The 22,100-nt window shown below is 65.6% G+C and carries 17 protein-coding genes and 2 pseudogenes; 7 read left to right on the top strand and 12 right to left on the bottom strand.

Translation table 11 applies throughout. The annotated features are described in order from the left end of the window. Nucleotides 1-3: 3 nt before the first annotated feature. The 3 genes from WKC72_RS34025 to WKC72_RS34015 form a co-directional block, all read right to left on the bottom strand. Nucleotides 4-897 carry a dihydrodipicolinate synthase family protein gene (locus WKC72_RS34025; RefSeq protein ID WP_370180988.1) on the bottom strand — a complete coding sequence of 298 codons (894 nt, stop codon included), beginning with the start codon at nucleotides 895-897 and terminating at the stop codon, nucleotides 4-6. Between the two features lie 90 nt (nucleotides 898-987). After that, a complete protein-coding gene (locus WKC72_RS34020; RefSeq protein ID WP_370184619.1) occupies nucleotides 988-2,001 on the bottom strand; it encodes an MBL fold metallo-hydrolase in 1,014 nt (337 codons plus the stop codon). Between the two features lie 518 nt (nucleotides 2,002-2,519). Beyond that, nucleotides 2,520-3,245, bottom strand: a complete 726-nt coding sequence (locus WKC72_RS34015; RefSeq protein WP_370180987.1) for a type 1 glutamine amidotransferase domain-containing protein — start codon at nucleotides 3,243-3,245, stop codon at nucleotides 2,520-2,522. A 300-nt stretch (nucleotides 3,246-3,545) separates the two neighbouring features. Between WKC72_RS34015 and WKC72_RS34010 the strand changes: the two genes are divergently transcribed. The 4 genes and pseudogenes from WKC72_RS34010 to WKC72_RS33995 all read left to right on the top strand — a co-directional run. Then, nucleotides 3,546-4,460 carry an acetoacetate decarboxylase family protein gene (locus WKC72_RS34010; RefSeq protein WP_370180986.1) on the top strand — a complete coding sequence of 305 codons (915 nt, stop codon included), beginning with the start codon at nucleotides 3,546-3,548 and terminating at the stop codon, nucleotides 4,458-4,460. Between the two features lie 50 nt (nucleotides 4,461-4,510). Then, nucleotides 4,511-6,109: a succinic semialdehyde dehydrogenase gene (locus WKC72_RS34005; protein WP_370180985.1), complete on the top strand. Its 1,599-nt coding sequence runs from the start codon at nucleotides 4,511-4,513 to the stop codon at nucleotides 6,107-6,109. Between the two features lie 149 nt (nucleotides 6,110-6,258). Beyond that, complete coding sequence (locus tag WKC72_RS34000; RefSeq protein ID WP_370184617.1) at nucleotides 6,259-7,230, top strand: NAD(P)H-quinone oxidoreductase; 972 nt, start codon at nucleotides 6,259-6,261, stop codon at nucleotides 7,228-7,230. Nucleotides 7,231-7,441: 211 nt separating this feature from the next. After that, a pseudogene (locus WKC72_RS33995) lies at nucleotides 7,442-7,912 on the top strand (alpha/beta hydrolase); the annotation flags it as partial. A 169-nt stretch (nucleotides 7,913-8,081) separates the two neighbouring features. On the opposite strand, the gene WKC72_RS33990 reads toward WKC72_RS33995, so the two are convergent. Next, nucleotides 8,082-9,374 carry an NADH:flavin oxidoreductase/NADH oxidase family protein gene (locus tag WKC72_RS33990; RefSeq protein WP_370180984.1) on the bottom strand — a complete coding sequence of 431 codons (1,293 nt, stop codon included), beginning with the start codon at nucleotides 9,372-9,374 and terminating at the stop codon, nucleotides 8,082-8,084. 106 nt (nucleotides 9,375-9,480) lie between these two features. Here WKC72_RS33990 and WKC72_RS33985 point away from each other — a divergent pair, with 106 nt between their 5' ends. Beyond that, on the top strand, nucleotides 9,481-10,089 hold the full coding sequence (locus tag WKC72_RS33985; protein WP_370180983.1) for a TetR/AcrR family transcriptional regulator: 609 nt from the start codon (nucleotides 9,481-9,483) through the stop codon (nucleotides 10,087-10,089). 661 nt (nucleotides 10,090-10,750) lie between these two features. Here the strand turns inward: WKC72_RS33985 and WKC72_RS33980 are convergent. The 3 genes and pseudogenes from WKC72_RS33980 to WKC72_RS33970 form a co-directional block, all read right to left on the bottom strand. After that, nucleotides 10,751-11,956 (bottom strand): PrsW family intramembrane metalloprotease, encoded by a 1,206-nt coding sequence (locus tag WKC72_RS33980; RefSeq protein WP_370180982.1) that lies wholly within the window; start codon nucleotides 11,954-11,956, stop codon nucleotides 10,751-10,753. Continuing rightward, nucleotides 11,953-12,585, bottom strand: a complete 633-nt coding sequence (locus WKC72_RS33975) for a hypothetical protein (protein WP_370180981.1) — start codon at nucleotides 12,583-12,585, stop codon at nucleotides 11,953-11,955. The genes WKC72_RS33980 and WKC72_RS33975 overlap by 4 nt, the downstream gene beginning before the upstream one ends. 612 nt (nucleotides 12,586-13,197) lie before the next feature. Further along, nucleotides 13,198-14,160, bottom strand: a pseudogene (locus WKC72_RS33970) (SLC13 family permease); the annotation flags it as partial. Here WKC72_RS33970 and WKC72_RS33965 point away from each other — a divergent pair. Then, nucleotides 14,131-14,403, top strand: a complete 273-nt coding sequence (locus WKC72_RS33965) for a TetR-like C-terminal domain-containing protein (RefSeq protein WP_370180980.1) — start codon at nucleotides 14,131-14,133, stop codon at nucleotides 14,401-14,403. The pseudogene WKC72_RS33970 and the gene WKC72_RS33965 overlap by 30 nt on opposite strands. A gap of 661 nt (nucleotides 14,404-15,064) precedes the next feature. Here the strand turns inward: WKC72_RS33965 and WKC72_RS33960 are convergent. From WKC72_RS33960 to WKC72_RS33940, 5 genes are all read right to left on the bottom strand, one after another. Next, nucleotides 15,065-15,502 carry a hypothetical protein gene (locus WKC72_RS33960; RefSeq protein WP_370180979.1) on the bottom strand — a complete coding sequence of 146 codons (438 nt, stop codon included), beginning with the start codon at nucleotides 15,500-15,502 and terminating at the stop codon, nucleotides 15,065-15,067. A gap of 1,171 nt (nucleotides 15,503-16,673) precedes the next feature. After that, nucleotides 16,674-17,465, bottom strand: a complete 792-nt coding sequence (locus WKC72_RS33955) for an SDR family oxidoreductase (RefSeq protein ID WP_037235403.1) — start codon at nucleotides 17,463-17,465, stop codon at nucleotides 16,674-16,676. A 75-nt stretch (nucleotides 17,466-17,540) separates the two neighbouring features. After that, nucleotides 17,541-18,902 carry an MFS transporter gene (locus WKC72_RS33950; RefSeq protein ID WP_052033350.1) on the bottom strand — a complete coding sequence of 454 codons (1,362 nt, stop codon included), beginning with the start codon at nucleotides 18,900-18,902 and terminating at the stop codon, nucleotides 17,541-17,543. 38 nt (nucleotides 18,903-18,940) lie between these two features. Beyond that, on the bottom strand, nucleotides 18,941-19,945 hold the full coding sequence (locus WKC72_RS33945) for an alcohol dehydrogenase catalytic domain-containing protein (protein ID WP_370180978.1): 1,005 nt from the start codon (nucleotides 19,943-19,945) through the stop codon (nucleotides 18,941-18,943). 131 nt (nucleotides 19,946-20,076) lie between these two features. Continuing rightward, nucleotides 20,077-20,613, bottom strand: coding sequence for a 2,4'-dihydroxyacetophenone dioxygenase family protein (locus tag WKC72_RS33940; RefSeq protein ID WP_005243324.1), 537 nt, complete (start codon nucleotides 20,611-20,613; stop codon nucleotides 20,077-20,079). Between the two features lie 250 nt (nucleotides 20,614-20,863). On the opposite strand from WKC72_RS33940, the gene WKC72_RS33935 reads away from it, so the two are divergent. Then, a complete protein-coding gene (locus tag WKC72_RS33935) occupies nucleotides 20,864-21,904 on the top strand; it encodes a LacI family DNA-binding transcriptional regulator (RefSeq protein ID WP_370180977.1) in 1,041 nt (346 codons plus the stop codon). Nucleotides 21,905-22,100: the final 196 nt, after the last annotated feature.

The raw sequence follows: 22,100 nt of genomic DNA, 5'->3' as shown, positions 1-22,100 counted from the left end.
AGATCACAGCAGATCGTGGACCTGCTCGAGCGCGCTGGCGACCCTTGAACGTGCGGCCTCGGCGAGCCCCCGTACCGGCAGCGGGAGATTGGGCGATTCGACGAGGCCGAGGTGTTCGGCGATGGCGGATACGACGCGCAGGCTCCCATGGGTCCGGAACAATTCCCAGATGGGTTCGAGTCGATTCGACAGCGCGGTGGCGGTGTTCTGGTCGTCGTTCCGGGATGCGCGGGCAAGGGCCAGGCATGGCTTGGGAAGCACGCCGGCAAGCACGCTGTACCAAACGTCGCAGCCGGCGTCGAGGCCTGCCGCGGCGAAGGGGTCTCCGCTGACACCGATCGTGACCGTCGACGGGATGTGAGATCGGAGGGACTTCACTCGACCGGCTGCCTCGGCGGGGTCGACAGGGACACCGGGAATCTTGATCGATCCGATCTTCGGAAGTTCGGCGATGCGGCCGTGCAGTTCATCGGTGAAGGTGAAGTGGGTGGTACCGGGATTGTCGTAGACGCACAGCGGCACGGACAGTTCACGTGTCACCGCTTCGTACAGGCCGAACACTTCCTCTGCGGTCAGTTGTTGATAGGACATCGGTGCCAGCAGCACCGCGGCGGCGCCCGCATCTTGTGCATCCTCGGCGAGGGAGCGGACGTGCGCCGTGCGCAGCGCCCCGATACCGATCATGACCGGTGTGGTGCCCGCTGCGGCCACAGCGAGCTGTGCGACCCGCTTGCGCTCTTCTCTGGTCAGGTAGGCGTAGCTACCGGTGGACCCGAGGGCGCCGATGGACTCGACACCCGCGTCAGCCAGTCGCGAGACAATTCCGGAGAACGCGGACTCGTCGATTTCCGTCTCGTTCATCGGCGTAAGGGGGAAGGCGGACAGTCCGGTGAACATCGGTCGAACCTCAATTCGCTCGGGTGTGGGACAAAATTCGTCGAGGCGAGTGGGACGGAAAGGAGCACAGCAACTACGTCGGTCGAGGGGTCATTCAACCGATGACGATGGTGCGCCCATCGAGTCGTCGAGCACGGGTCGGCTCCATGTCTGTTGCGGACCTTTGCCTTTCGCGACGAGGCCCAGCTCGCGCAGTTTGGCGATCGTCATCATGGTGTTGAACATGGGGTTCGGGTTCGCGCCCGATACGCCAAGCGCCTGGGAGCGCGCAACGAAGGCGTCGACGAACGCCGGAAGGTCGTCGATGCCACCGCTGAGCAGTGCCTGTGCGGCGCCGTCCAGCGCCGAAGCCTGATCGAGCAGCGTCGACAGACGCTCGGCTGCGGTCGGGCGATCGAACACCTCGAACGCATGGCCTTCGGTGACGATGTCGACAGCATCGGTCTCGACCAGCGTCAGCGCCTGGGCGAGCGCGGCGAAGATATTCATCTGGTTGGCATCGTGCATCGCGCCGCACGGGCCGTTCGGTTCGTCGGACAGGTGCAGCAACCGCGCCTCGGGAAGGTGGACGACGACCTGGCCGGCGCAGTGGCCGTGGGTGCGGATGACCTGAACGGCACCGTCTCCGAACGACCAACCCGACATGTGTTGAGAGCCGATGGCGAGGTGCTCGAGCGGGAGTTCCTCGTAGGTCCGGGTGATGTCGGTGATGGGAACGTAGGGCTGGTACATGGCGAGGAGCTGTCGAGTTGCCGCAGACGGATCCTCGAAGCCCGGTACCAAGCCGGTCACGCGCTCAAGGCTCGTGGTCCAGTAGGGGAACCCGTGATCGTGGTACTGGCTCGCGTCGTGTGCGCTGACGAAATGGTGCACGTTCGATTTGTCGAGTCCCTTGCCGAGGTCTGTGATGATGTCGTTGTTCCCGACATGGTCGGGGTGACCGTGGGTGGTGAGCAGCAGGATCTTCGACCACGGAGCGAGGTCGTCGGCAGCGGACCGGATCGCGTCGCGGATAACGGATGTGACCCCGCTGTCGACGAGTACCAGGAGATCTCCGGCTCGGTGAACGATCACGTTGCCCACGTCTGGTTGGCGTGCGGCCATATCGAGCTCTTGACCCGCAATCATGCGTGTCCGAACGTCGATCTCGATCTGTTCGCCGAGTGCCACCCGTTCGTTCTAACACGTCACTCGACTTGGGCGCGGCGGTTCACGACATCTCCGCCTGACTGGTGCAGGTCGGGGTTGGGTTTACGGGACCGGCACTCGACTGCTGACTCCTGCCTGCAGAACAGCTTTGAACCGTGACGTGGGCCGATGCGGTTGAGGTCAGGTACGAGCGCGAAAACGGAGGTGCTGTTGCGACGACGGTCGCTGCTGTTGACCCGAAGGCTTGTTCGTCGGGTCGAAGTCCTACCACCGGCGGCACCATGCGGGCTTGGTCTGGTCGGCCACGAACTGCGGCCATGTCCATATGAGAGTCGACTGGATTGGGCCGTCGGTGGTGGGCGTACTTGCTCGGGGAGTGTGGCGGATCGCCGCGCAACCGTCGTGGCTGAGCGGACCTGATGGAGCGACTGCGTCGACATCGAACCGGTGGAGCTCGCGAATATGCCAGCCCTCTAACCCTTCTCGGAGCCTGTCGCGGAGCCGAGAAGGACATCGACGAGCTGGGTCGCCAGTTTTTCGGAGGACTGCGGGTTCTGCCCGGTGTAGAGGTTGCGGTCTACGACCACGTGTGGGCGCAGTGGGATCAGTCCTTTGGAGTACTCGATGCCGGCGTCCTTCAGCCTGTCCTCCAACAGCCACGGCGCCTTCTTGGCGAATCGGTTCAACAGTTCTTCGCGGTTGGACAGCCCGGTCATCCGGTAACCGGCGAAGGCCGAGGTGCCGTCAGGGTTGGTTGCAGCCAAGACCGCAGCCGGCGCGTGGCACAGCAGGGCCAGCGGTTTGCCCGATGCCAGACGGTGGGTCAGCAGTTCGCCTGAGGTCTTGTCGTAGGCGAGATCTTCCATCGGGCCGTGACCGCCCGGGTAGAACACCAGGTCGAATTCGTCCGGGTCCACCGAATCCAGAGAAGCCGGGTGGGCGAGTACGTCGGCGATGCTGTCGAGGAAGTTCTTCACGTCGCGGCGCTTCCACGGCATCCCTCCGGAGATACCGAGGCTGAGCTGATCGAGCGTCGGCGCTTTGCCGCCGGGGGTGGCCACGGTGATGTTCCATCCCGCTTCGCTGAAGATGCGGTACGGCACCGCGAGTTCCTCAGCCCAGTACCCCGAGGGATGCACGGTGCCGTCGTTGAGCGTCCAACGGTCGGCTGCGGTTACTACGAACAGGGCCTTCGTCATGATGTGTTCCTCCGGAAAGGGGACGCCTGTGGGCCACCTGTGATGGGTTCTCGGCACACGGCCGGATGTGCACACCGCTTACATTATGTGGATGGTGCCCACGCGTCAACCGCGATGCTCCAGGTGACGACGGGACGTTGCGTCGAGGGTCCGACCGGCCCGCAGGGAACAGGTGCCTGTCACATTCGACCGTATCGAGGCCGATCGCCCACGGGAATCCAAGAAGTGTTGACAATGCTTACATAGCCGGTCTAGCCTGATGTAAGCAGTGCACACATACCGATGGCGAAGGACCGACACATGACTTCAACCGAGCAGAACACCATCGAGGTCGACCTGGGTGGACATTCCGTCATAGTCCCCGCCGGCGGCCTGTTCGAGCGCTTCCGGATGGACACCGACCTGGACGAGGTGGCGCGCGATCCGCGGGTCAATGGAGTGGACTTCTTCCGGACCCTTCCCAAGACCCGGGGCGAGTCACGGATCGGGCCCACCTTGACTCCGAACTTCTACTACGCGATGTCGTCGGCACGTCTGACGATGATCGCGCCCAGCAAGGCGATCCGGAACCGGATCCCGCGCGAGCTCACCCCACTGGAGATCGTCCCTGGTCTCGGCCTGGTGTCGGTGATGTTCTTCCGCTACGACGTCTGCGACATCGACTTCTACACCGAGGCTGCGGTGGGGGTTGCGGTGCGCCCCGCCCGGCACGGCAGACTCCCCGTTGCAGACGTCGCGGCCGCGCTGGCGAACGACCACCTCCACTCGTACGTGCTCTCCCTGCCGGTGAACACCGATATCGCCCAGGTGCGCGGCCACCACGGCTACGGCTTCCCGAAATGGGTCACCGCACTCGACGTGAACATCGACGAGCGCCGGACCACCGCCCGCATCGCCAACACCGATGGCGGCGTCGACATCGCCTTCTCCGCCCCGACACCGGCCCAGAAGCGCACCCGGAGCGGCGAAAAGGTATCCACCCTGACCTCGTACACGAAGGTCGACGGCGCCTGGCACTCCACCCTGAATCAGACCCACGTGCTGGCCGGCGGAACCTCGATGTTCCCGCGCGGTGTCGACCTGACCCTCGGCGCGGGACGCATGGCCGACGACCTGCGCGCACTGAAGCCGATCCGCACCATCGCGTTCGACGTCAGCACCGAGGCGCAGGCTGCGCTGCACATGCCGGTTCCGTTCTCGGTCCGCAGCCGGTAATCGGCCATCGCATCCGCTCCGACATTCGACACCCTCAACGGAGTCCCACCATGTCCACCAAATACGCCACCCCCGAAAGAGTTACGACGACCGCCGGCCTCCCGTCCTCGCTGACTGCCCAGCTGCGGGATCGTCTGACCCGTCAGGTCGCCGCGGGTGCTGACGCCACCCGCGTCGCCACCACCGCCCCCTACACCGGCGGGCCACTCGCCGACTTCCCGGTCTCCACGCCGGGCGACGTCGAAATAGCCTTCGTCCGGGCTCGTCGCGCCCAGGCCATATGGGCAGCCACCCCGATCGGTGAGCGCCGCAAGGTGCTGCTGCGGTTCCACGACCTGGTCCTCGCACGCCAGAACGAAGGCCTGGACCTGATGCAGGCGGAGAACGGAAAGACCCGTCGCGACGCGTTCCTGGAGATCACCGACACCGCCATCACCTCCCGGTACTACGCGCGCAGCGCCGAAAAGCTGCTGGCCGCCCAGCGCCGGCGCGGAGCGATCCCGATCTTGACCCATACCACCGAGCTGCACCATCCCAAGGGCGTGGTCGCGATCATCTCACCGTGGAACTACCCCCTGTCGATGGCCGCCGGTGATGCGATTCCTGCCCTGATGGCCGGTAACGCGGTGGTACAGAAGCCCGACACCCAGACCGCGCTCACCGCGCTGTGGGCCATGGATCTGATGTACGAGGCGGGGCTGCCCGCCGACGTGTGGCAGATGGTGGTCGGCCGCGGCAGCTCGATAGGGGAGCCGCTGATGGATAACGCCGACTACGTGATGTTCACCGGGTCCACCGCCACCGGCCGCCAGATCGCCCGCGACGCCGGCGAGCGTCTGATCGGAGCCTCGTTGGAGCTGGGCGGCAAGAACGCGATGCTGGTGCTCGACGACGCCGATCTCGATCGTGCCGCCGACGGTGCCGTCGCCGCCGCGTTCCCGTCGGCCGGGCAATTGTGCGTGTCGATCGAGCGGATCTACGTCGCCGAGTCGGTGCGGCAAGAGTTCGTGGCCAAGTTCGTGGAGCGGACCAAGCAACTGAAGCTCGGCGCGGCCTACGACTACAGCACCGACGTCGGTAGCCTCACCAGTCAGTCCCAGCTGGACACCGTCACCACGCACGTTGCCGACGCCGTCGGCAAGGGCGCCACCGTGCTGGCAGGCGGTACCGCCCGCCCCGATCTCGGTCCGCTGTTCTACGAGCCGACCGTCCTCACCGACGTCACTCCGGAGATGACCCTCCACGGGCACGAAACTTTCGGTCCGGTGGTCTCGATCTACGGCTTCGACGATGTCGAGGAGGGCATCGCGCAGGCGAACGCCACCTCGTACGGGCTGAACGCCAGCGTGTGGAGCCGCAACGGCGCTCACGGACGTGCGGTGGCCGCCCGGGTGCACGCCGGCACCGTCAACGTCAACGAGGCGTTCGCGGCGGCGTGGGGCAGCATCGACTCTCCGATGGGCGGAATGGGTGACTCGGGCGTGGGACGCCGGCACGGCAAGGACGGCATCCTCAAGTACACCGAACCGCAGACCGTCGCCCATCAGCGCGCCCTCGGCTTCACCCCGCCCGCGCGCATCCCGTGGACCAGGTGGGCGCCGGCGCTGAGCGCGGTACTGCGCGTCTGGAAGCTGATCGGCGCCCGCTGACGCATATCCCGTTGCCGCACAACGAGAGCCACCGGTCACCGGACGGCCCAACTATACATCGCAGTCGCAACGCCCGGTCTCCCTGGCTTTGCCGCCGCGATTGCACGAGAGGCACTGAAATGACCACCCCCGAGACAGTTCCCGCCACCATGCGGGCCATCGTCGTCGACGATGACAAGACCATGAACATCGCGCAGGTCTCCACGCCCACCCCCGCCGCAGGCGAGGTCCTGCTCCGGGTCGCCGCGGCCGGCATCAACCGCGCCGACCTGATGCAGCGTCAGGGCCTCTACCCGCCACCGCCAGGAATCACCGACATCATGGGCATGGAGGCCTCCGGCACCGTCGTCGCGGTCGGCGCGGGAGTCGACGGCTTCCGCCCGGGCGATGAGGTGTGCGCTCTCATCGCGGGCGGAGCATACGCCGAGTACGTCGTCGTCCCGGCGGCCCAGCTGTTGCCGATCCCGGACGGGCTCTCGATCGTCGACGCGGCCGCGCTGCCCGAGGTGGCGAGCACCGTGTGGTCGACCATCGTCATGGACGCCGGCCTGAAGGCCGGGGAAACATTGCTGGTGCACGGCGGCGGCAGCGGCATCGGCACCCACGCCATCCAAGTCGGCAAGGCACTCGGCGCCACGGTGGCGGTGTCCGTCGGTTCGGAGGCCAAAGCGCAGCGCTGCCGCGAGCTCGGAGCCGATATCGTGATCAACTACCGCGAGCAGAACTTCGCCACCGAGCTCGCCGGACAGGTCGACGTCATCCTCGACATCATGGGCGGCGAGTACGTGCCCGGCAACGTCGACGCGCTCGCGATCGGCGGACGGCTGGTGATCATCGGAATGCAGGGCGGCTTCACCGGCGAACTGAACGTCGGAGCACTCATCGGCAAGCGCGCCCGGGTGATCGGCCTCAACGTCCGGAACCGGCCCCTGACCGGTCCCGGGTCCAAGGCCGAGATCGTCGCGGCGGTGGCCGAGAAGGAGTGGCCACTGGTCACACAGGGGCTCGTGCGGCCGGTCATCTCGGCCAAGCTGCCACTGGCCGACGCCGAACGAGGACAAGCGATGCTGGATTCGAAGGACTCGGTCGGCAAGGTGCTACTGCTTCCCACCGAATCCTGATCCCCGACGAACCGGTGCCGCCCACGGCAGATTCACCGGCCACCGACGACACCGTGATTCGCTCGACGAAAGGAGGAGGAACCATCCCGGCTTGCCCAGAATTCTGGTCGACGCCGAAAACAGGTAACACCGACGATGGGGCCGTACCCCACGGTGATTCGCATACCGGCATGCCGCACCGCAGGGCCGGAACCCGCGACAGGAGAGTGACATGACCGACATCAAGCCCGTCCTCGAGCCCGAGGCCGCCGAATTCGCGAAGGCGACCGACACGCCCCCGTTCCTGTTCCAGCTTCCACCGGACGAGGGGCGCACAACGGTCGACGAGGTCCAGTCCGGGGAGATCGACAAACCGGCGATCGACGAAGAGTGGATCACCGTCGAGGGCGGTCCGACCGGATCGGTGAAGGTGCGCATCGTGAAACCGGCAGGTACCACCGGCACCCTTCCGGTCCTGTTCTTCATCCACGGGGCCGGTTGGGTGTTCGGCAACGCGCACACCCACGACCGACTGGTCCGCGAGCTCGCCGTCGGCGCCGATGCCGCGGTGGTCTTCCCCGACTACGACCTGTCCCCGGAAGCGAAGTACCCGACGGCGATCGAGCAGAACTACGCTGCCGCCCAGTGGGTATTCGCACACGGCGCCGAGAAGGGACTCGATGCCACCCGGTTCGCGGCTGCGTGGTGGTCGTGGACATCAATTCTCCGAGGTGTTGTCGGCGAGGCACCCTCGTCCGAGATCGACAGGGTCGGTGGGGAATGCGATGGGATGGTGGCGAGGCGTCGTGTCGAGATCGACGTGGTGGGCGTGGCCACCGATCGGGGAGGTTGAGGTGAACCCGATCACGGGTTCAGCGCGCTGCCGCGCTCGGAACCGGCGTCGCGGTCCGTTCACGCATTGTGGAGGTGAGCCATCGTGAGTAACGACGCAGTGCCCTCCGCTGTACGCGCTGGTCGGCGACCATTGCCAGGGCCGGGTGCACACCGAGTGCCGGGTTCTTACCGGCCGACATCCGGCGCATCTGGTAGCGCACCATGGCCATTTCGATGGCAGAGGCGAGCGCCTTGTCCGACCAGGTCACCGGTTTCATCCCCTTGTCCGCCTCCAGTCCCTCGCGCCAACGGTCGGGGAGATCCGGAGTGACCGCCAACGCGGTTGCCATGCCGATCAGCTCGACGTTGTTGGCCAACACGCGTTCGGCGGTCTCCCGGCGCGAGATCCCGCCGGTGAGCATCAGCGGCAGTGTGCTGGTCTCGGCCAGCTGCGCGGCCAGATCGAGGAAGTACGCCTCGCGGGCCGCGGTGCGGCCATCGGCCGGGCGCCCGGACATGGCTGGGCTTTCGTAACTGCCTCCGGATACCTCAACCAGGTCGACACCCGCCGACGCGAGCATGCCGATCACCGCATGCGCGTCGTCGGCGTCGAAGCCACCCCGCTGGAAGTCCGCCGAGTTCAGTTTCACCGAGACGGCGAACTTCGGCGCCACCACCGCACGGATTCCCCGCACGACCTCGAGCAGTAGCCGGGCACGGTTCTCGAGTGAACCGCCCCACTCGTCGGTGCGGTTGTTGACCAGCGGGGAAAGGAATTGGGAGAGCAGGTAGCCGTGCGCGGCGTGGACCTCGACCCCGTCGAATCCGGCCGACTCGGCGCGTCGGGCGGTGGTGACGAACCGGGCGATGGTCGCCTCGATCTGGTTGGAGGTCATCGCGACCGGCCGACCGAACCGCTTGGAGTGACGGCCGAGCTGGACCGCGATATCCGAGGGCCCCCACACCACGCCGGGCATGTTCGACTGAATCTGTCGACCGGGGTGGCTGATCTGCATCCACATCGCCGCGCCGGCGGCTTTACCGGCCTGCGCCCACGCCGCGAACGGTGCCAGCGGTGCGGCAGCATCGAGGACGATGCCCCCGGGACCGGTCAGCGCTTCGGCGTGCACCATCACGTTTCCCGTGATCAGCAGGCCGGCACCGCCGGCGCCCCACCGTCGGTACAGCTCGATCAGCTTTTTGTCGGGCAGCTGCGCCTTGCCGGCCATGCCCTCTTCCATGGCCGCTTTCGCAATCCTGTTGCGCAATGTCTGACCGGATCGCAGTTGAAGCGGTGAGAACAACCCGTCCGAGACCGAACCACTCGACATCTACAGACCTTCTTTCGAGAGCAATGTTTACGATGATCACATCATGTGTGCGGCGCTAACATTAAAAGGATATGTAAGCATTGTCAACACTTGCTAGATTAGGACCATGGCAACGACGACCCAGCCGTATCACCACGGCGATCTGCACAACGCGCTGGTGCGCGCGGCCGTGGAACTCCTCGAAGAAGACGGAGCCGCCGAGCTTTCGCTCCGTGCCGCCGCTCGACGCGCCGGTGTGTCCACTGCCGCGCCCTACCGGCATTTCTCCGACCGCGATGCGCTGCTGTCCGCTGTCGCCGCGGTGGGCTACCAAGACCTGGCCGGCCGACTGGCCGCAGCCCATCCGGCTCCGACCACCGCCGACGATCTCGCCGCGATCGCCATCGCCTACGTCCAGTTCGCACTCGCCCGCCCCGGACTGTTCCGTGTCATGTTTGCCGAACCGTGCGACCCGACCAACCCCGAACGGGTAGCTGCGACAACGGCGATTCACGAGTACGTCAAATCTATTGTGCAGCAAACATTTCCTACTGCCGACCCGGACGCGATGGCAGATGCGGTGTGGGCGCTGGTGCATGGCCTGGCGTTCTTGCACCTCGACGGCAAGTTCGATGCCATCTCCACCGGGGCTGTCGCCGATCGTGTCCGCGCCGCGGTCTACGCCATCCTCGGGGCATCGGGCTCGTTAGCGGCCCCGCCCGACATGCAGCCCTGAGTATTAACACGAAGTTGCCGGCGGCCCCCGTCCCGGCAGAGAGCTACCCTGCCCGGCAACGGAGTCCGCGGATCCCTGCGGCGGACCTCGACCGTCCGCACAAGGACCAACCAGCGCGCACCGGCTCACCAGATACACCGCTCTCACAACGCCGAACGTGTCGCCCGCTGACCGGAGAATGCGCGCGAAGCAGCGCCCAAGGCGGATCGCGGGCCCAATAGGTGAACACAGCAGGCCCAAAAAAGGTGAACACCCCATGGATAGTGGTGGAAGGGATTCACGTATGGCGAGCAATGATGCGGGCCTTGGTAGCTCCACGAACTGACGAACCGGAAATCACGCGTGAGCGGGGCCTCTAATCACACCTGATTCCGCCTGCTGCGGGCCCGTTCGCGCACAACTGGCGGAACGGGTCATCGCTGCAGATCGTGCTCTCGGCCGCAGTGCCTGCGGGGGAGTGGAGTGAGTGCCTCACCGTCAATGTCCGCACCGGGATTGCTGCCCACCGTCCGCGGCGGCGTCCATTCAAGGCGGGAGGCGTCTACAGAAGTCGCTTGAACGGATTTCGTTGTGATACTACGTCGATGCGTCGCCGAGAGGCGGCACGCCTGCCGTGAGGCGACGCGCCGTCTCAACTCTCGGCGAGGCATTCCCGCCGGCTTCAGACTCCGCGCCCGAGGTCGGCCTTGGCGCGCAGTCGCTCGACCTCCGCGCGGGAGTGCCGGACCGCCTCGGAGTCGGATCCCTTGTCGTGGGCGACATCGTGTGCGAGGTCGAGGATCGCGCGGCGTAGGTGCTTGCGGGCCCGGCGGGACCGCCTGTCAGGGGCCGATTTCAGGAAGGCCTTGCGCGCTTTCTTGCCCAGAACGCCGTCGACCTCGGCTGCAGTGAGGGCCCCTGCCTCGACCTCGGGGGCGAGGATGTCGCGGACGAATTGATGCTCCCGTGGCGCGGCCCGCCGGAAGGCGATCGTCAGCACCGTGAATCCGATGACGATCGAACCGAACATGACGCCGATGAGGACGAGCGGGTTTCCACCTCCGAGTCCAGCTGCATCGTCCCACGTGAAGTGCAGGAACATCCCAGCCGCCACGAAAGCCGACCCGAGCCCGATTCTCCGGGGCTGCGCCTTGGTCCCGATGAGGTAGAGGGCGCCGGCGCAGACCAACGCGCTGAAGAGCGGGTGAGAGATGAAGCTGACGCCGATCCGGGTCACGGACATCTGCACGGCGTTACCGACCGGGTCTGTTCCGAACGTCCGGGCAGTGGAGTTGGCGGCGTAGAGGAAGTCCTCGAAGATCGCGAATCCGAGTCCGATGAATGCGCCGACGATGAGGCCGTCGTTGGCGGTGCGGATCAGTCGCGGGGCGAGGCCCATCAGCAGGATGAAGCCGCACAGCTTTGCGGCCTCCTCGGTGATCGGTGCCGTAGCGCCCGCGGCCCAGTTCGCGCTCCACTCCTGGCCGAAGAGCTTCGGGTAGATGCTGAGCATCGCTGAGTTGACGGTCATGGCGAAGGCGAACGTTGCGGGGATGGCACCCCACAGAAGTGCGGCCGCGACGAGTCGGCCGGGTTGGCGCTCCCACCGGTCGATGTGACGGAACCAGGCGAACCAGGCGAGTCCGCACAATCCGCAGAGCACGGCCGATATCGCGAATCCGTCGGCGTAGAACCCGGCCTCTGGTGCGAAGTACGCCCAGGCCTGGAACAACCCGACCGCAGTGAGCGCCAGGTAGACCCAGAAGGAGAGGTTGTGGGGTTGGACGAACTCGAAGCGCTCGCCCCACCCGGAGACCTCCAACGCCTCGCGTTGGCGTCGTTGGGCCGCGGTGCTCGACGAGTCGGTCGCCGTGTCGGTGTCGCTCATGCGTTGTTCCCGTCGACGGTGTGGATGCTGGCGATCATGGCCCGGATGTTCTCGGCGGCCGCGGTCATCTGGGTGGGCGGACCGTATGCCGTGATCTTCAGGCCGGTGCCGTCGAGGACGAAGGCTGCGACCAGACCGTCGACGTCGAGGCTGCTGTAGGGCTGGACGACGCCGGTCTGTCCGGTCGTCGTGGTGAGGGTGCTCCGGTTGCCCTCGACGCGGAACGTCGGGTCGGTGGTGCGGGAGGTAACTTTTTCGACCTGGTCCAGCAGTTGGTCCGGGGTGCCGTCGAAGGAATCGGGCGAGACCTGAAAGGTGATCCCGTCTCCCGCGATGGTTGCATCGCCGGCCTTTCGGCCCGATTCCCCTTGGCCGACGCGGAAACCGGTCTCGATGTCCCATCCTGTGGCCGGGGTGAAGGCGATGGTGTCGGTAAGAGCGAGCTGTTCGCCGGCGCGTATCGGGTCGTCCCAGTCGATGGACGCGTCGATCCGCGGCACGACGACGGTCAAGAGTAAGAAGACCGCGATGACGAAGAGCGCGGGCGGCAGTGTTCGTCGATCGATACCGAGCACCCGGTGCTCGGCCGGTACCCGCTTCCGGTGGGCTCCGGCATGGGTTTGTGTCACGGGCTCCCCTGGGTGGTCGGATGTCTCTAGGCGTTCAGGACATTCGGATGGTACCGCTCGGTCCATGGCTCGGCAGGTCACCCTGCTTTTACCAGGTGTCGTATAGGCAGTTTCATCGAGCGCCGTGCAGTGGGACCGTGCAGGCCGACTCGGCGAACGACAACTTCCACCCTGTTGTCTGCACGATCTCTGCCGGCTAACCGTCTGAGGTCTTGGAGCGATGGGCGGAGCGCATGCTCAACGGAATTTCACAGGGTGAATCTCTCTGCGAACGAGCACCTTTGAGATACCAGTAACGCAGTCACCGGCTGGCGGGGTAGCGACTCCAGGCTGTGGCTGCGAGTTCGGCGTGCCGGTGGAGGCGCGATCTGCACGACTGATCGGGCCACCGCTCGCCATGAACCTCGTCCGCTTGGGGTGCCCTCGAAGGAACACGCCTCGTCCAACCACGTTGCAGTGCAATTGTGTTGGCACGGTGTCGGCGGAAATCGCGGCTGTCTCTCGTCGGGTTGCGACGTATCGATCGGCGATCGACCGTCACGGCGCGATGACAGGGTTACGGCCCCGACGTGTGGGCGGCCCCCGTGGTCGAGGGCCGCCCCAGGGGATGGGTCAGAGCCATCCGGGTAGCACGAAGATTCCCCAGGCCACGAGCGGTCCGACGAGTGTGACGAGTGCGCTGTATTTGAGGATCTGTTTGTAGAAGCGGTCGCGGTCGACGTCTTGTGCGTTGGCGAGTACAAGGGCGCCATTGGTCGAGAAGGGGCTGACGTCGACGATGGTCGAGGAGACGCTCAGCGCGACGATCACCCCGACGGCGCCGATGTTGCCGGACAGCAGGAACGGGACGGCGAGGGGGATGGTGGCACCGAGGATCGCTGTGGACGAGGCGAACGCCGAGACGGTGGCGCCGATGTAGCAGAGCAGTAGTGCGACGAGCAGCGGCAGTCCGAGGCTCGCGACTGCGTCGCCGACGTATTCGACGGTTCCGGCCTCCTGCAGCACGCCGACGAACGTGAGCACACCGCCGATCAGCAGTACCGTCGACCAGCTGATTTGCGCGATCGCACCCTTCTGGGCCTTCGGGGAGGCGAGGGCGAGCACGACTGCGACGGTCATCGAGATGAATCCGACGTCGAGGTCGAGGACGAGCGCGAAGAGCGCGAGGGCGCCGAGGCCGATGAGTGTGAGGATCTGATCGAAGGTGATGGCGCGGACGGCGGTGGCCAATGCGGGGCTGTTCTCCGCGGTGACGGTCTGGGTCGGTGCGGTGGTTGTGGTTGCCCCGTGCCCTCGCAGGCGTGTGGGTGCGGCGCTCGCTCCGCCGACGGTGCCGTCGTCGTGGTGGTGTTCGTCGTGCACGCTTCGTCCGAGGAGGTCACGGCCGCCGAGGAAGACGAACAGCAATACTCCGATCGCCGCATTGAAGAACAGGCTGCCGAGGAACAGGGCCAGGGGGCTGCTGACGAGGCCGGCCTTCGACGCGATGTTGTTGACGGTGACGCCGTAGATGCTGATCGGCGAGAAGCCGCCGGCCTGCGCCCCGTGAATGACCATCATGCCCATCAGGAGTGCGAACGGACCGCCCACGTCATCCGCAAAGCCATCGAACGCGGCGAACTGCCCGAAGACGTGGACCCCCGTGAGGTTCTCGAAACCCTTTCCGCCCCCTTGTATTTCCGGCTACTGGTCGGCGACCAACCTCTCGAGAGTGCCTTTATCACCCGCTGTATCGACCACACCATCGCCCTCTACACCATGGAGTTGCGATCATCGCACGAACCCGAGGATCCCCTCACCGGACGGCGGCCGCGCTGAGGATTCTGGCAAATTCGGGAGTACCGACACGAATTCGAGAATCCGCAGTTCGAAAGCTCGGAGAAGTGACATGTGAGCCGCGAACCTACAGTGTCGGTGGATATGTAGGTTCCACTTTTATTGTGTCGGTTCCCCAGCTCATGTTGTTCGGGACGCCACGCATTCCCAGATGTCGGGATTGCCCGCGCAGCCTCGATCGCCTGGACTTCACGCACTCCACGCGTTCTGCTGCATAGATCTGAGGTGGAGGGGACCCCGACCGCAGCAGAGCGCGTGCGTGGGTTGATGGCGGCGCATCCGAGTCACTACGACCATGTAGAGCCGTAGGTTCACCTGGACCCGGTCGGTGAGCCGAGGACGTTGAACGGCACTGGTTGCTGAGCAAGTCACGGACGCGATCCCACGTGCTGCCCATCGCTTTCGCGGTATTCCACCCGGACCTGACGGCACCCTGTACGCGGCGAGCTTGCCGACGGGGCGCGAGGAGATCGACCGCCGGTGCCGGAGGGACTACCGTTCTCGGTCACCCGGGTGACCGTCGGCGCCGATCAGCCGAGGTTGACCCGGCACCGGGAACCGCAGTGGCCGAGGCGAACTGGGAGCCCGCGGGAATCTCGTCATCGAACTCGATCGGGGGCACACTCGAATGGACTTGGGTTCTTCAGAACTTCCCGACGGCGTCGAGGTTGGCGAACACCTCACCAGCCATGAAGACGTTCGCACCTGCAGCCTCGTTGAGGGCCTGCGCGAAATACGGGGAGAAGCGGAACGGCCAATACGTCGGGCCGATCCCGCCACCGTGCGGCGTCATGACCGTCGGCATCATCTCACCGACATTGTAGGTGGCGACCATCCTCTCGCCCTGGGCGACCCCGTTGACCTTCACGGTCCCGTAGGCGCCGTCCATCCTCAGCCAGATATCTTCAACCACAACAGAATTCCCAGTCTTGCCGATGAACCTCGGCCCGCCGGGATAGAACACGCCCATGCACGCGTCGATATGGTTGGTTTGCGAGCCGATCGGCAGATAGAGACCGGTCTTCGCGGGCTTGGCCTCGAATGGCGCGATGCCTTCGACCGCGATCGCGTTGTCGTTCATCAGCGTGACGATTCGCGGGGGGAAATCGAAGTTGGCATATCCGGACTGCGTGAAGTACGGCAATCTCATACACTCGGCCTGAGCAGTCGGCAGGGGCGCGTGAAAAGATAACGCCAGAACCAGGAAGACCCAAGCGACTGCTCCTACAAACGCACGCAAGACACGCATCTCTGCTCCAATCTTCGGGTTTGTTCGGCGTGGCACCGGGCGACAAGTGGCGCCAAGAAGCCACATATAGTACGGTACGCGCCCCGCGCCTGGCATCAAATCGCCATTTTGCTCGGATTGACTTTTTTGGGGAGAATCCCCAGCGGTGCGCGGAGAAGAGTTGGTGGTGCCGTCGAGTTCAGGCAGAGCTCTACCTCTGCGCGATCAAGGGCTGCCACTCCATCCGGATCCTCGGCAATTCGATCGCCGATCCCGATGACTGCGGACCTGGCATGTTCGGCGCTGCGAAATGCTGTCGCGCTCCGCAACCCGGCACCGTCGTTCATTCCGCTCGCGGCATCGAGTGCGGTTCTGGGGTCTTCGTAGAATTGTTGTCCGGCATTGGTTTACAAGGATCAATGAGGACGACGAGGGCACGTGGTGACGATGCGGCGATGGAATCGTTCTTCGCGTCTCCGCAACGCAATGTCCTCGACTGCCGTGCGAGCGGCCGTGAGGTACCTACGGTTGGCGATCGTGGAATGGATCGAGACGACCTACCACCGGCGGAGCCGGCGTCGCTGTTTCGGACGTGCACGCGATCGGCGGTACGCAAGAGCTGGGCGCCCCGATCCCAGTGCCGCATGGCAACCGAGCCCGGATTTAGCTGTGCAAGAGAGCATGTGTTTCCTCGAGGTATGGGATCGCGATCGGAAGAACCGTTGCGGGATAACCGATCCGGAACGTCGCGACCGGGCACTCGTCGGTTCCACGAATGTTTCGGTCAAGGATTCGACGACCGGGCGGGAAGGGTTCGATTGCCGAAAACCTACCCTGGCAAGTGACCCGAGGCCCTGGTTTGCGCAGCCTGCTTATCTCCCGCTCATCTTCCGTCTGGAGAAGTGCTCATACATTTCCTGCGAAGATTCGAAGCTGATGCGACCAACTCCCGTGTCGGCGGGGCCCAGAGGATGCTTCTGCAGGGTCGATGCCGCGGGATGTCCTCCGAATGGTCTTTGTGGTGTTAACGGGACAGCCATCCACCGTCGACGGACAGGGCGGTCCCGGTGACGTAGGCGGACGCGGCCGAGGCGAGGAAGACGGCCGCACCGGCAAGATCTTCCGGTCGGCCCCAGGTGCCGGCGGGAATGCGGCGCAGCATGTTCTCGGCCCGCGCGGGGTCGTGCCGGTGTGCAACGGTGAATTCGGTTTTCATGTAGCCCGGCGCGATCGCATTGACGCGGATGCGCTGGGCGGCCCATTCATTTGCCAGCGCCTTTGTCAGTCCGAGGATTCCGTGTTTGGAGGCGGCATAGGACGGAACCTCCATCCCGCCCTGGAAGGAGTTGATCGAGGCGATGTTGATGATACTGGCGGCATCCTCACCTGCGGCGAGGACCGAGTGTGCGAAGGCCTGGCTGAGCAGGAAGGGGGTGGTGAGGTTGAGGTCGAGCACCGCCGACCAGTCCGTGGGCGTGGTTTCGGTCGCGGGGCCGCGGCGGATGATGCCGGCGTTGTTGATCAGGATCGTCGGATGCGGGAACTCGGCTTTGGCCCAGGAGATCAGCTCGGCCGCGGTGTCGGGTGTCAGGTTGCTGAGGTCGGCGGTGCGGGTGGCGCAGTGAACGCCGCGGGCGCGCACCTCCTTGGCGACCTGGTCGAGTTCGCCGATGTCGACGGCGAGGATGTCGGCTCCCGCCTCGGCGAGTGCGATGGCCAGTGCGCGGCCGAGGCCGCGGGAGGCACCGGTGACGAGGGCGGCGTTGCCGTCCAGCCGGAACAGGTCCATAACCGTGGTGTGGGCGGGTGTGTTCATGGGAGAGGCTCTTTCGAAAGGTGGTGACCGGGCCGGTGTGCGGGGTGAGCGCCGCACACCGGCCCGGAGGCTTCATCAGGTGCGGGTGGCCTCGTCGAGGACCCGGTCGTGTTCGAGGGAGGTGCGGGCGGTTTCCTTGGCGGCTATTACGGCGATGATGGTGATCACGGCGAGGACGGCGAGGTAGATGCTGACCGCGATGGTGTTCTTTTCCTCGACGGTGCCGAGCAGTGCGACCGCGATGACGGGGGCGAGACCGCCGGCGAAGACGGAGGCGAGCTGGTAGCCGAGGGAGGCGCCGCTGTAGCGGACGCTGGTGCCGAACAGTTCGGAGAACATCGCCGCCTGCGGCGCGTACATCAGGGTGGTGAAGATCAGCCCGATGAAGATCGCCGCCGCGATGACGGTTTGGTTGCCGGTGTCGATGAGGGGGAAGAACACGAAGCCCCAGATGCCGGCACCGAGTGCGCCGGTGAAGTACAGCGGTCGCCGGCCGACCCGGTCGGACAGGGCGCCGATGATCGGGGTGAGGAAGAACTGCGCGACGGAGGCGATCAGCACGCCCGCGATGGCGGCGCTCTTGGGCATATCCAGGTAGGTGACCATGTAGGTCATCACCACGACCGTGAAGATGTAGTACGAGGTGTTCTCCACCAACCGCAGGCCCATCGCGATGAGCACCTCGCGGGGGTATTTGCGTAGGACCTCGATGATCGGGGCGTGCTCGGCCTTGTGGTTCTCGAGGGCTTTTTTGTTGGCGGCGAAGACCGGGGATTCGTCGATGCTCAGCCGGATCCACAACCCGATGAGGACGAGAACGGCGCTGAGCAGGAAGGGAATTCGCCAGCCCCAGGAATCGAAGTCTTCGTCGCTCTGGAACAGTGCCAGCACCCACAGCACCACCGCGGAGAGGAGGTTCCCGAGTGGCACTCCGGCCTGGGTCCACGACGTCCAGAATCCCCGGCGGTCGTTGTCCCCGTGTTCGGCGGCCATCAGGACCGCGCCGCCCCATTCGCCGCCGACGGCGAAGCCCTGGAGCAGTCGGCAGCCGATCAACAGCAGCGGTGCGGCCATACCGATGCTCGCGAAGGTCGGCAGCAGGCCGATGGCGAAGGTCGCGGCGCCCATCATGAGCAGGCTGACGACCAGCATCTTCTTGCGTCCGAGTTTGTCGCCGTAATGGCCGAAGACGATGCCGCCGAGCGGGCGGGCGAAGAAGCCCACCGCGAACGTGGCGAACGCCAGCAGGGTGGCCGTGGCCGGTTCGCTGTCGGGGAAGAACAGGGGCCCGAAGACCAGTGCAGCGGCCGAGCCGTAGAGGAAGAAGTCATACCATTCGACGGCCGTGCCGATCATGCTGGCGAAGGCGACCTTGACGATCGAGGTGCGCCCGGCCGCGTGGGTGGCGGGTTCGGCCGCAATGTCGGGTGTGGACATGGCGTGTCCTTTCGGGACAGGGGTGGGGTCCGGTGTGGTCATGGGACGAGCACGACCTTCATGTCGTGACCGGCCGCGGCGCGTTCGAGGGCCGAAGCCGCATCAGTGAGGGAAATTTCGGTCACCAGCTGAGGCCACGGTGTCGGGTCGGCGGCCATCGCGGCGGCAGCGGCCCGGTAGTCGACCTTCGTCGATCCGTAACTGCCCTGCAGTCGAATCTCCTTGCGGGTGACGGCATTGAAGTCGACCGGTCCGGTGCGGGCGAACAGGCCGACGACGGAGATGGGGCCGCCGGGCAGGACCGCGGCGATGGCGGCATCGAGCGCGGCCGTCGAACCGGAGGCGTCAACCCATGCGGTCGGAATGAAAGGCAGCGCGTCCCGGTCGGCGATCACGGTGCGCAGACCGAGCGCGCGGGCCAGCGGCAATCGCACGTTCTCATCGTTGCCGACCCCGGAGAGCACGACATCGTGGCCGCGTTGGGCCAGGACGAGGGCGGCCATCGTGCCGATCGGCCCGGGCCCGGACACCACCACCCGGGTGGGTCCGTCGGTGGTGTTCTCGATGTGCGCGACCGCGCGGCAGGCGACCGACAGTGGTTCGGTCAGCGCCAGCGTCGACGCCGGCAGGCCGCGGTCGACCTCGACCAGGCGGACCTCGGGGACGACGAACGATTCGGCGGCGGCGCCGTCGAAGGACAATCCGAGGACGGTGCGCCGGGGGCAGATCTGCCGGAAACCGCGCTCGCACAGATCGCACACGCCGCAACCGTCGATCGCAACGGGGACAACGCGTGTGCCGAGCCAGGCCGGGTCGACGCCCTCGCCGAGGGCTTCGACGTATCCCACCGCCTCGTGTCCGAGCACCACCGGGGGGCGGATCCATTCGTAGCCGGTGTCGTGACGCCAGGCGTGCACGTCGCTGCCGCACAACCCGCAGGCCTCGGTGCGTACCCGCACCTGCCCCGGGCCCGGTTCGGGCTTGGGCAGATCCTGCACCAGGACGTCGTGGGGAGTGGCACTTCTCTTGGTCAGAGCTCGCATGTGGGGAACCTGCTACTTTCGCCCGCGATCGGGCTCGTGGAAATAGAGAGTGAGATGCCGGCGGACACCGCCCCTGAGTGCCGAGGGCACTCGGTGTGGTTGCGCCATGTCAGGCGGTGTCCGCCGCAGTGTCAGCGGATGAAGCGGTCGACGTAGTCGGCGCCGAGACCGATCTTCTCGTAGTGCGCGCGGGCCTTGTCGATCTTGCTGAAGACGTCTTCGATGCCGACGGTGTTGCCGTCGACGTCGACGTAGATGTACGCACCGCTCACGTGGAACAGGGTCGCCATCTCGGTCACGTCTTCGGGGACCTCGAGGGTGTGGATGTCGCCGGGCGGCTCGAACGCGTAGGTGCCCTCTTCTGCCCACCAGTCGTACTCGAGGTAGTGCCAGCGGCCCCGCAGGGTGAACGCGTGCACCGCCCCGGCGTGCCGGTGCCGGGACAGGATGCCCGAGCGGCGCACCCGCAGAATGTTCACGAAGTAGCCCTGGCTCGCCGACAACACCAGCGGGCGGAACTCGACATCCTGGGACTGCGGAACCCACAGCCGCTCGTCACAGTCCAGATCCAGTGCACCCGGAACGATCAGATCGTCACTCATCCCGTACGGCTTCGGACCCGTGTAGGGCACAGCCTCTTCGTTCTTCATGTCAACGGTGGAACTCACGATGCTCTCCTTTCGCTTAATCGCATAAGCGACGGTACATCGTTGTGTTTCAGCGCACAAGCGGTGATGTTTCAACGAATCATCAATGCCGATAGCTGGCTAAATGAACGGAATCCGAGTAGTCCATCGGTATTCTTAAGTGGTCGGCGACTGGGTTCCGTGCAACTTAAACGAATCAGTGCGATGTTTGTGCAGGACGCTGCGCGGCGTCGCCCCTGGGGGCATCACTTAACCGCGTAAGCTGGCGCGCATGACCGACAGCAAGTCCAACGGTGGCCGCACCCGGCGAGTGACGATGAGCGATGTCGCCCGCAGGGCGGGGGTATCTGCTGCCGCGGTCTCCTACGCACTCAGCGGGGCGCCCGGGGTCAGCGACGAGAGCCGCCAGCGGATCCTCGCCATCGCCGAGGAGATGGGGTTTCGACCCAGCAGGATCGCCCGGGAACTGCGCTCGGGCACCACGAAAGCGATCGGGTTGCTCCTGGCGGACATCGCCAACCCGTTCTACACCGAGGTCGCCGGGGGAGTGGTCGCCGCCGCCGCCGAAGAAGGCTACGAGGTGTTCGTCTCCCACGTCGGCGTGGACGGTTCGCGGCAATCGGACGTCGCGTTCGCGCAGGTCGACCGGAACTGCAGCGGCCTGATCTTCACCTCGCTCGTCGCCGCCGACAAGCCCCTCCTCGACAAGCTTCGCCACGAGAAGATTCCCGTTGTGCAGCTCTACCGCCAGATCGAAGACGAACCCTCCGACTGGGTCGGCATCGACGACTACTCCGCCTCGTTCGAAATGGCCTCCCACGTGGTCGCCACCGGGCGCCGCAAAGTCGCCATCCTCGGCGGCCCCGACACCTCGAGCGTGTCGGTCAACCGCATGAACGGATACCGTGACGCGCTGGCCAAAGCGGGTCTGCACGCGGTCAACGAACCCGACGTATGGGGAGAGTTGACCCGAGCCGCCGGCGCGTTGCGCGCCCGAGCACTCTTCGCCGAACACCCCGAGATAGACGCCATCGTCTGCGGTAACGACATGATCGCGCTCGGCGTTCTCGACGTCTCCCGGGAAATCGGCAAGCGCGTGCCGGAAGACCTGGCCCTGACCGGGTTCGACGACATGAGCTTCTCCAGCGCCGGCCCCCTCCAGTTGAGCACCGTGACCGTGCCGCGGGATCTGATGGGCCAACGCGCAGCACGCATGCTTCTCCAACGTCTCGCCGGCGACAAGGGCCCCGCACGCAAAGAGCTACTGCCGTATGGGATTCAGGTGCGAGACACAACCGCTCGACGCGTATAACGCGCGTTTGGCCGAGGGATACTCGAGGATCGGGCGGCTCGGTTCGTAACCGCCCTGACGTGCCGTCCGTCATTCCCGGAGGCTGAGACACCCTGGCGGAAGCACACTGCTTTCACAGGAGGGAGGAGGGAGGAGGGAGGAGGGAGAGGAGAGGGGTGTTCACCTATAGCGAGCAATGATGCGGGCGTTGGTACCT

It is taken from the genome of Rhodococcus wratislaviensis, assembly GCF_041228765.1.
Lineage (GTDB): Bacteria > Actinomycetota > Actinomycetes > Mycobacteriales > Mycobacteriaceae > Rhodococcus_F > Rhodococcus_F wratislaviensis.
Note: the sequence above shows the minus strand (reverse complement) of the source record. Positions and strands in the feature narration are given on the sequence as shown.

Bases quoted from the DNA above. Each gene is read 5' to 3' on its own strand.
- WKC72_RS34000 (WP_370184617.1), top strand. From the start codon at position 6,259: ATGCGGGCCATCGTCGTCGACGATGACAAGACCATGAACATCGCGCAG.
- WKC72_RS33960 (WP_370180979.1), bottom strand. From the start codon at position 15,502: ATGAACGACAACGCGATCGCGGTCGAAGGCATCGCGCCATTCGAGGCC.
- WKC72_RS33955 (WP_037235403.1), bottom strand. From the start codon at position 17,465: ATGAACACACCCGCCCACACCACGGTTATGGACCTGTTCCGGCTGGAC.
- WKC72_RS34015 (WP_370180987.1), bottom strand. From the start codon at position 3,245: ATGACGAAGGCCCTGTTCGTAGTAACCGCAGCCGACCGTTGGACGCTC.
- WKC72_RS33980 (WP_370180982.1), bottom strand. From the start codon at position 11,956: ATGAGCGACACCGACACGGCGACCGACTCGTCGAGCACCGCGGCCCAA.
- WKC72_RS34020 (WP_370184619.1), bottom strand. From the start codon at position 2,001: ATGGCCGCACGCCAACCAGACGTGGGCAACGTGATCGTTCACCGAGCC.
- WKC72_RS33935 (WP_370180977.1), top strand. From the start codon at position 20,864: ATGACCGACAGCAAGTCCAACGGTGGCCGCACCCGGCGAGTGACGATG.
- WKC72_RS34005 (WP_370180985.1), top strand. From the start codon at position 4,511: ATGTCCACCAAATACGCCACCCCCGAAAGAGTTACGACGACCGCCGGC.
- WKC72_RS33945 (WP_370180978.1), bottom strand. From the start codon at position 19,945: ATGCGAGCTCTGACCAAGAGAAGTGCCACTCCCCACGACGTCCTGGTG.
- WKC72_RS33985 (WP_370180983.1), top strand. From the start codon at position 9,481: ATGGCAACGACGACCCAGCCGTATCACCACGGCGATCTGCACAACGCG.
- WKC72_RS34025 (WP_370180988.1), bottom strand. From the start codon at position 897: ATGTTCACCGGACTGTCCGCCTTCCCCCTTACGCCGATGAACGAGACG.
- WKC72_RS33990 (WP_370180984.1), bottom strand. From the start codon at position 9,374: ATGTCGAGTGGTTCGGTCTCGGACGGGTTGTTCTCACCGCTTCAACTG.
- WKC72_RS34010 (WP_370180986.1), top strand. From the start codon at position 3,546: ATGACTTCAACCGAGCAGAACACCATCGAGGTCGACCTGGGTGGACAT.
- WKC72_RS33950 (WP_052033350.1), bottom strand. From the start codon at position 18,902: ATGTCCACACCCGACATTGCGGCCGAACCCGCCACCCACGCGGCCGGG.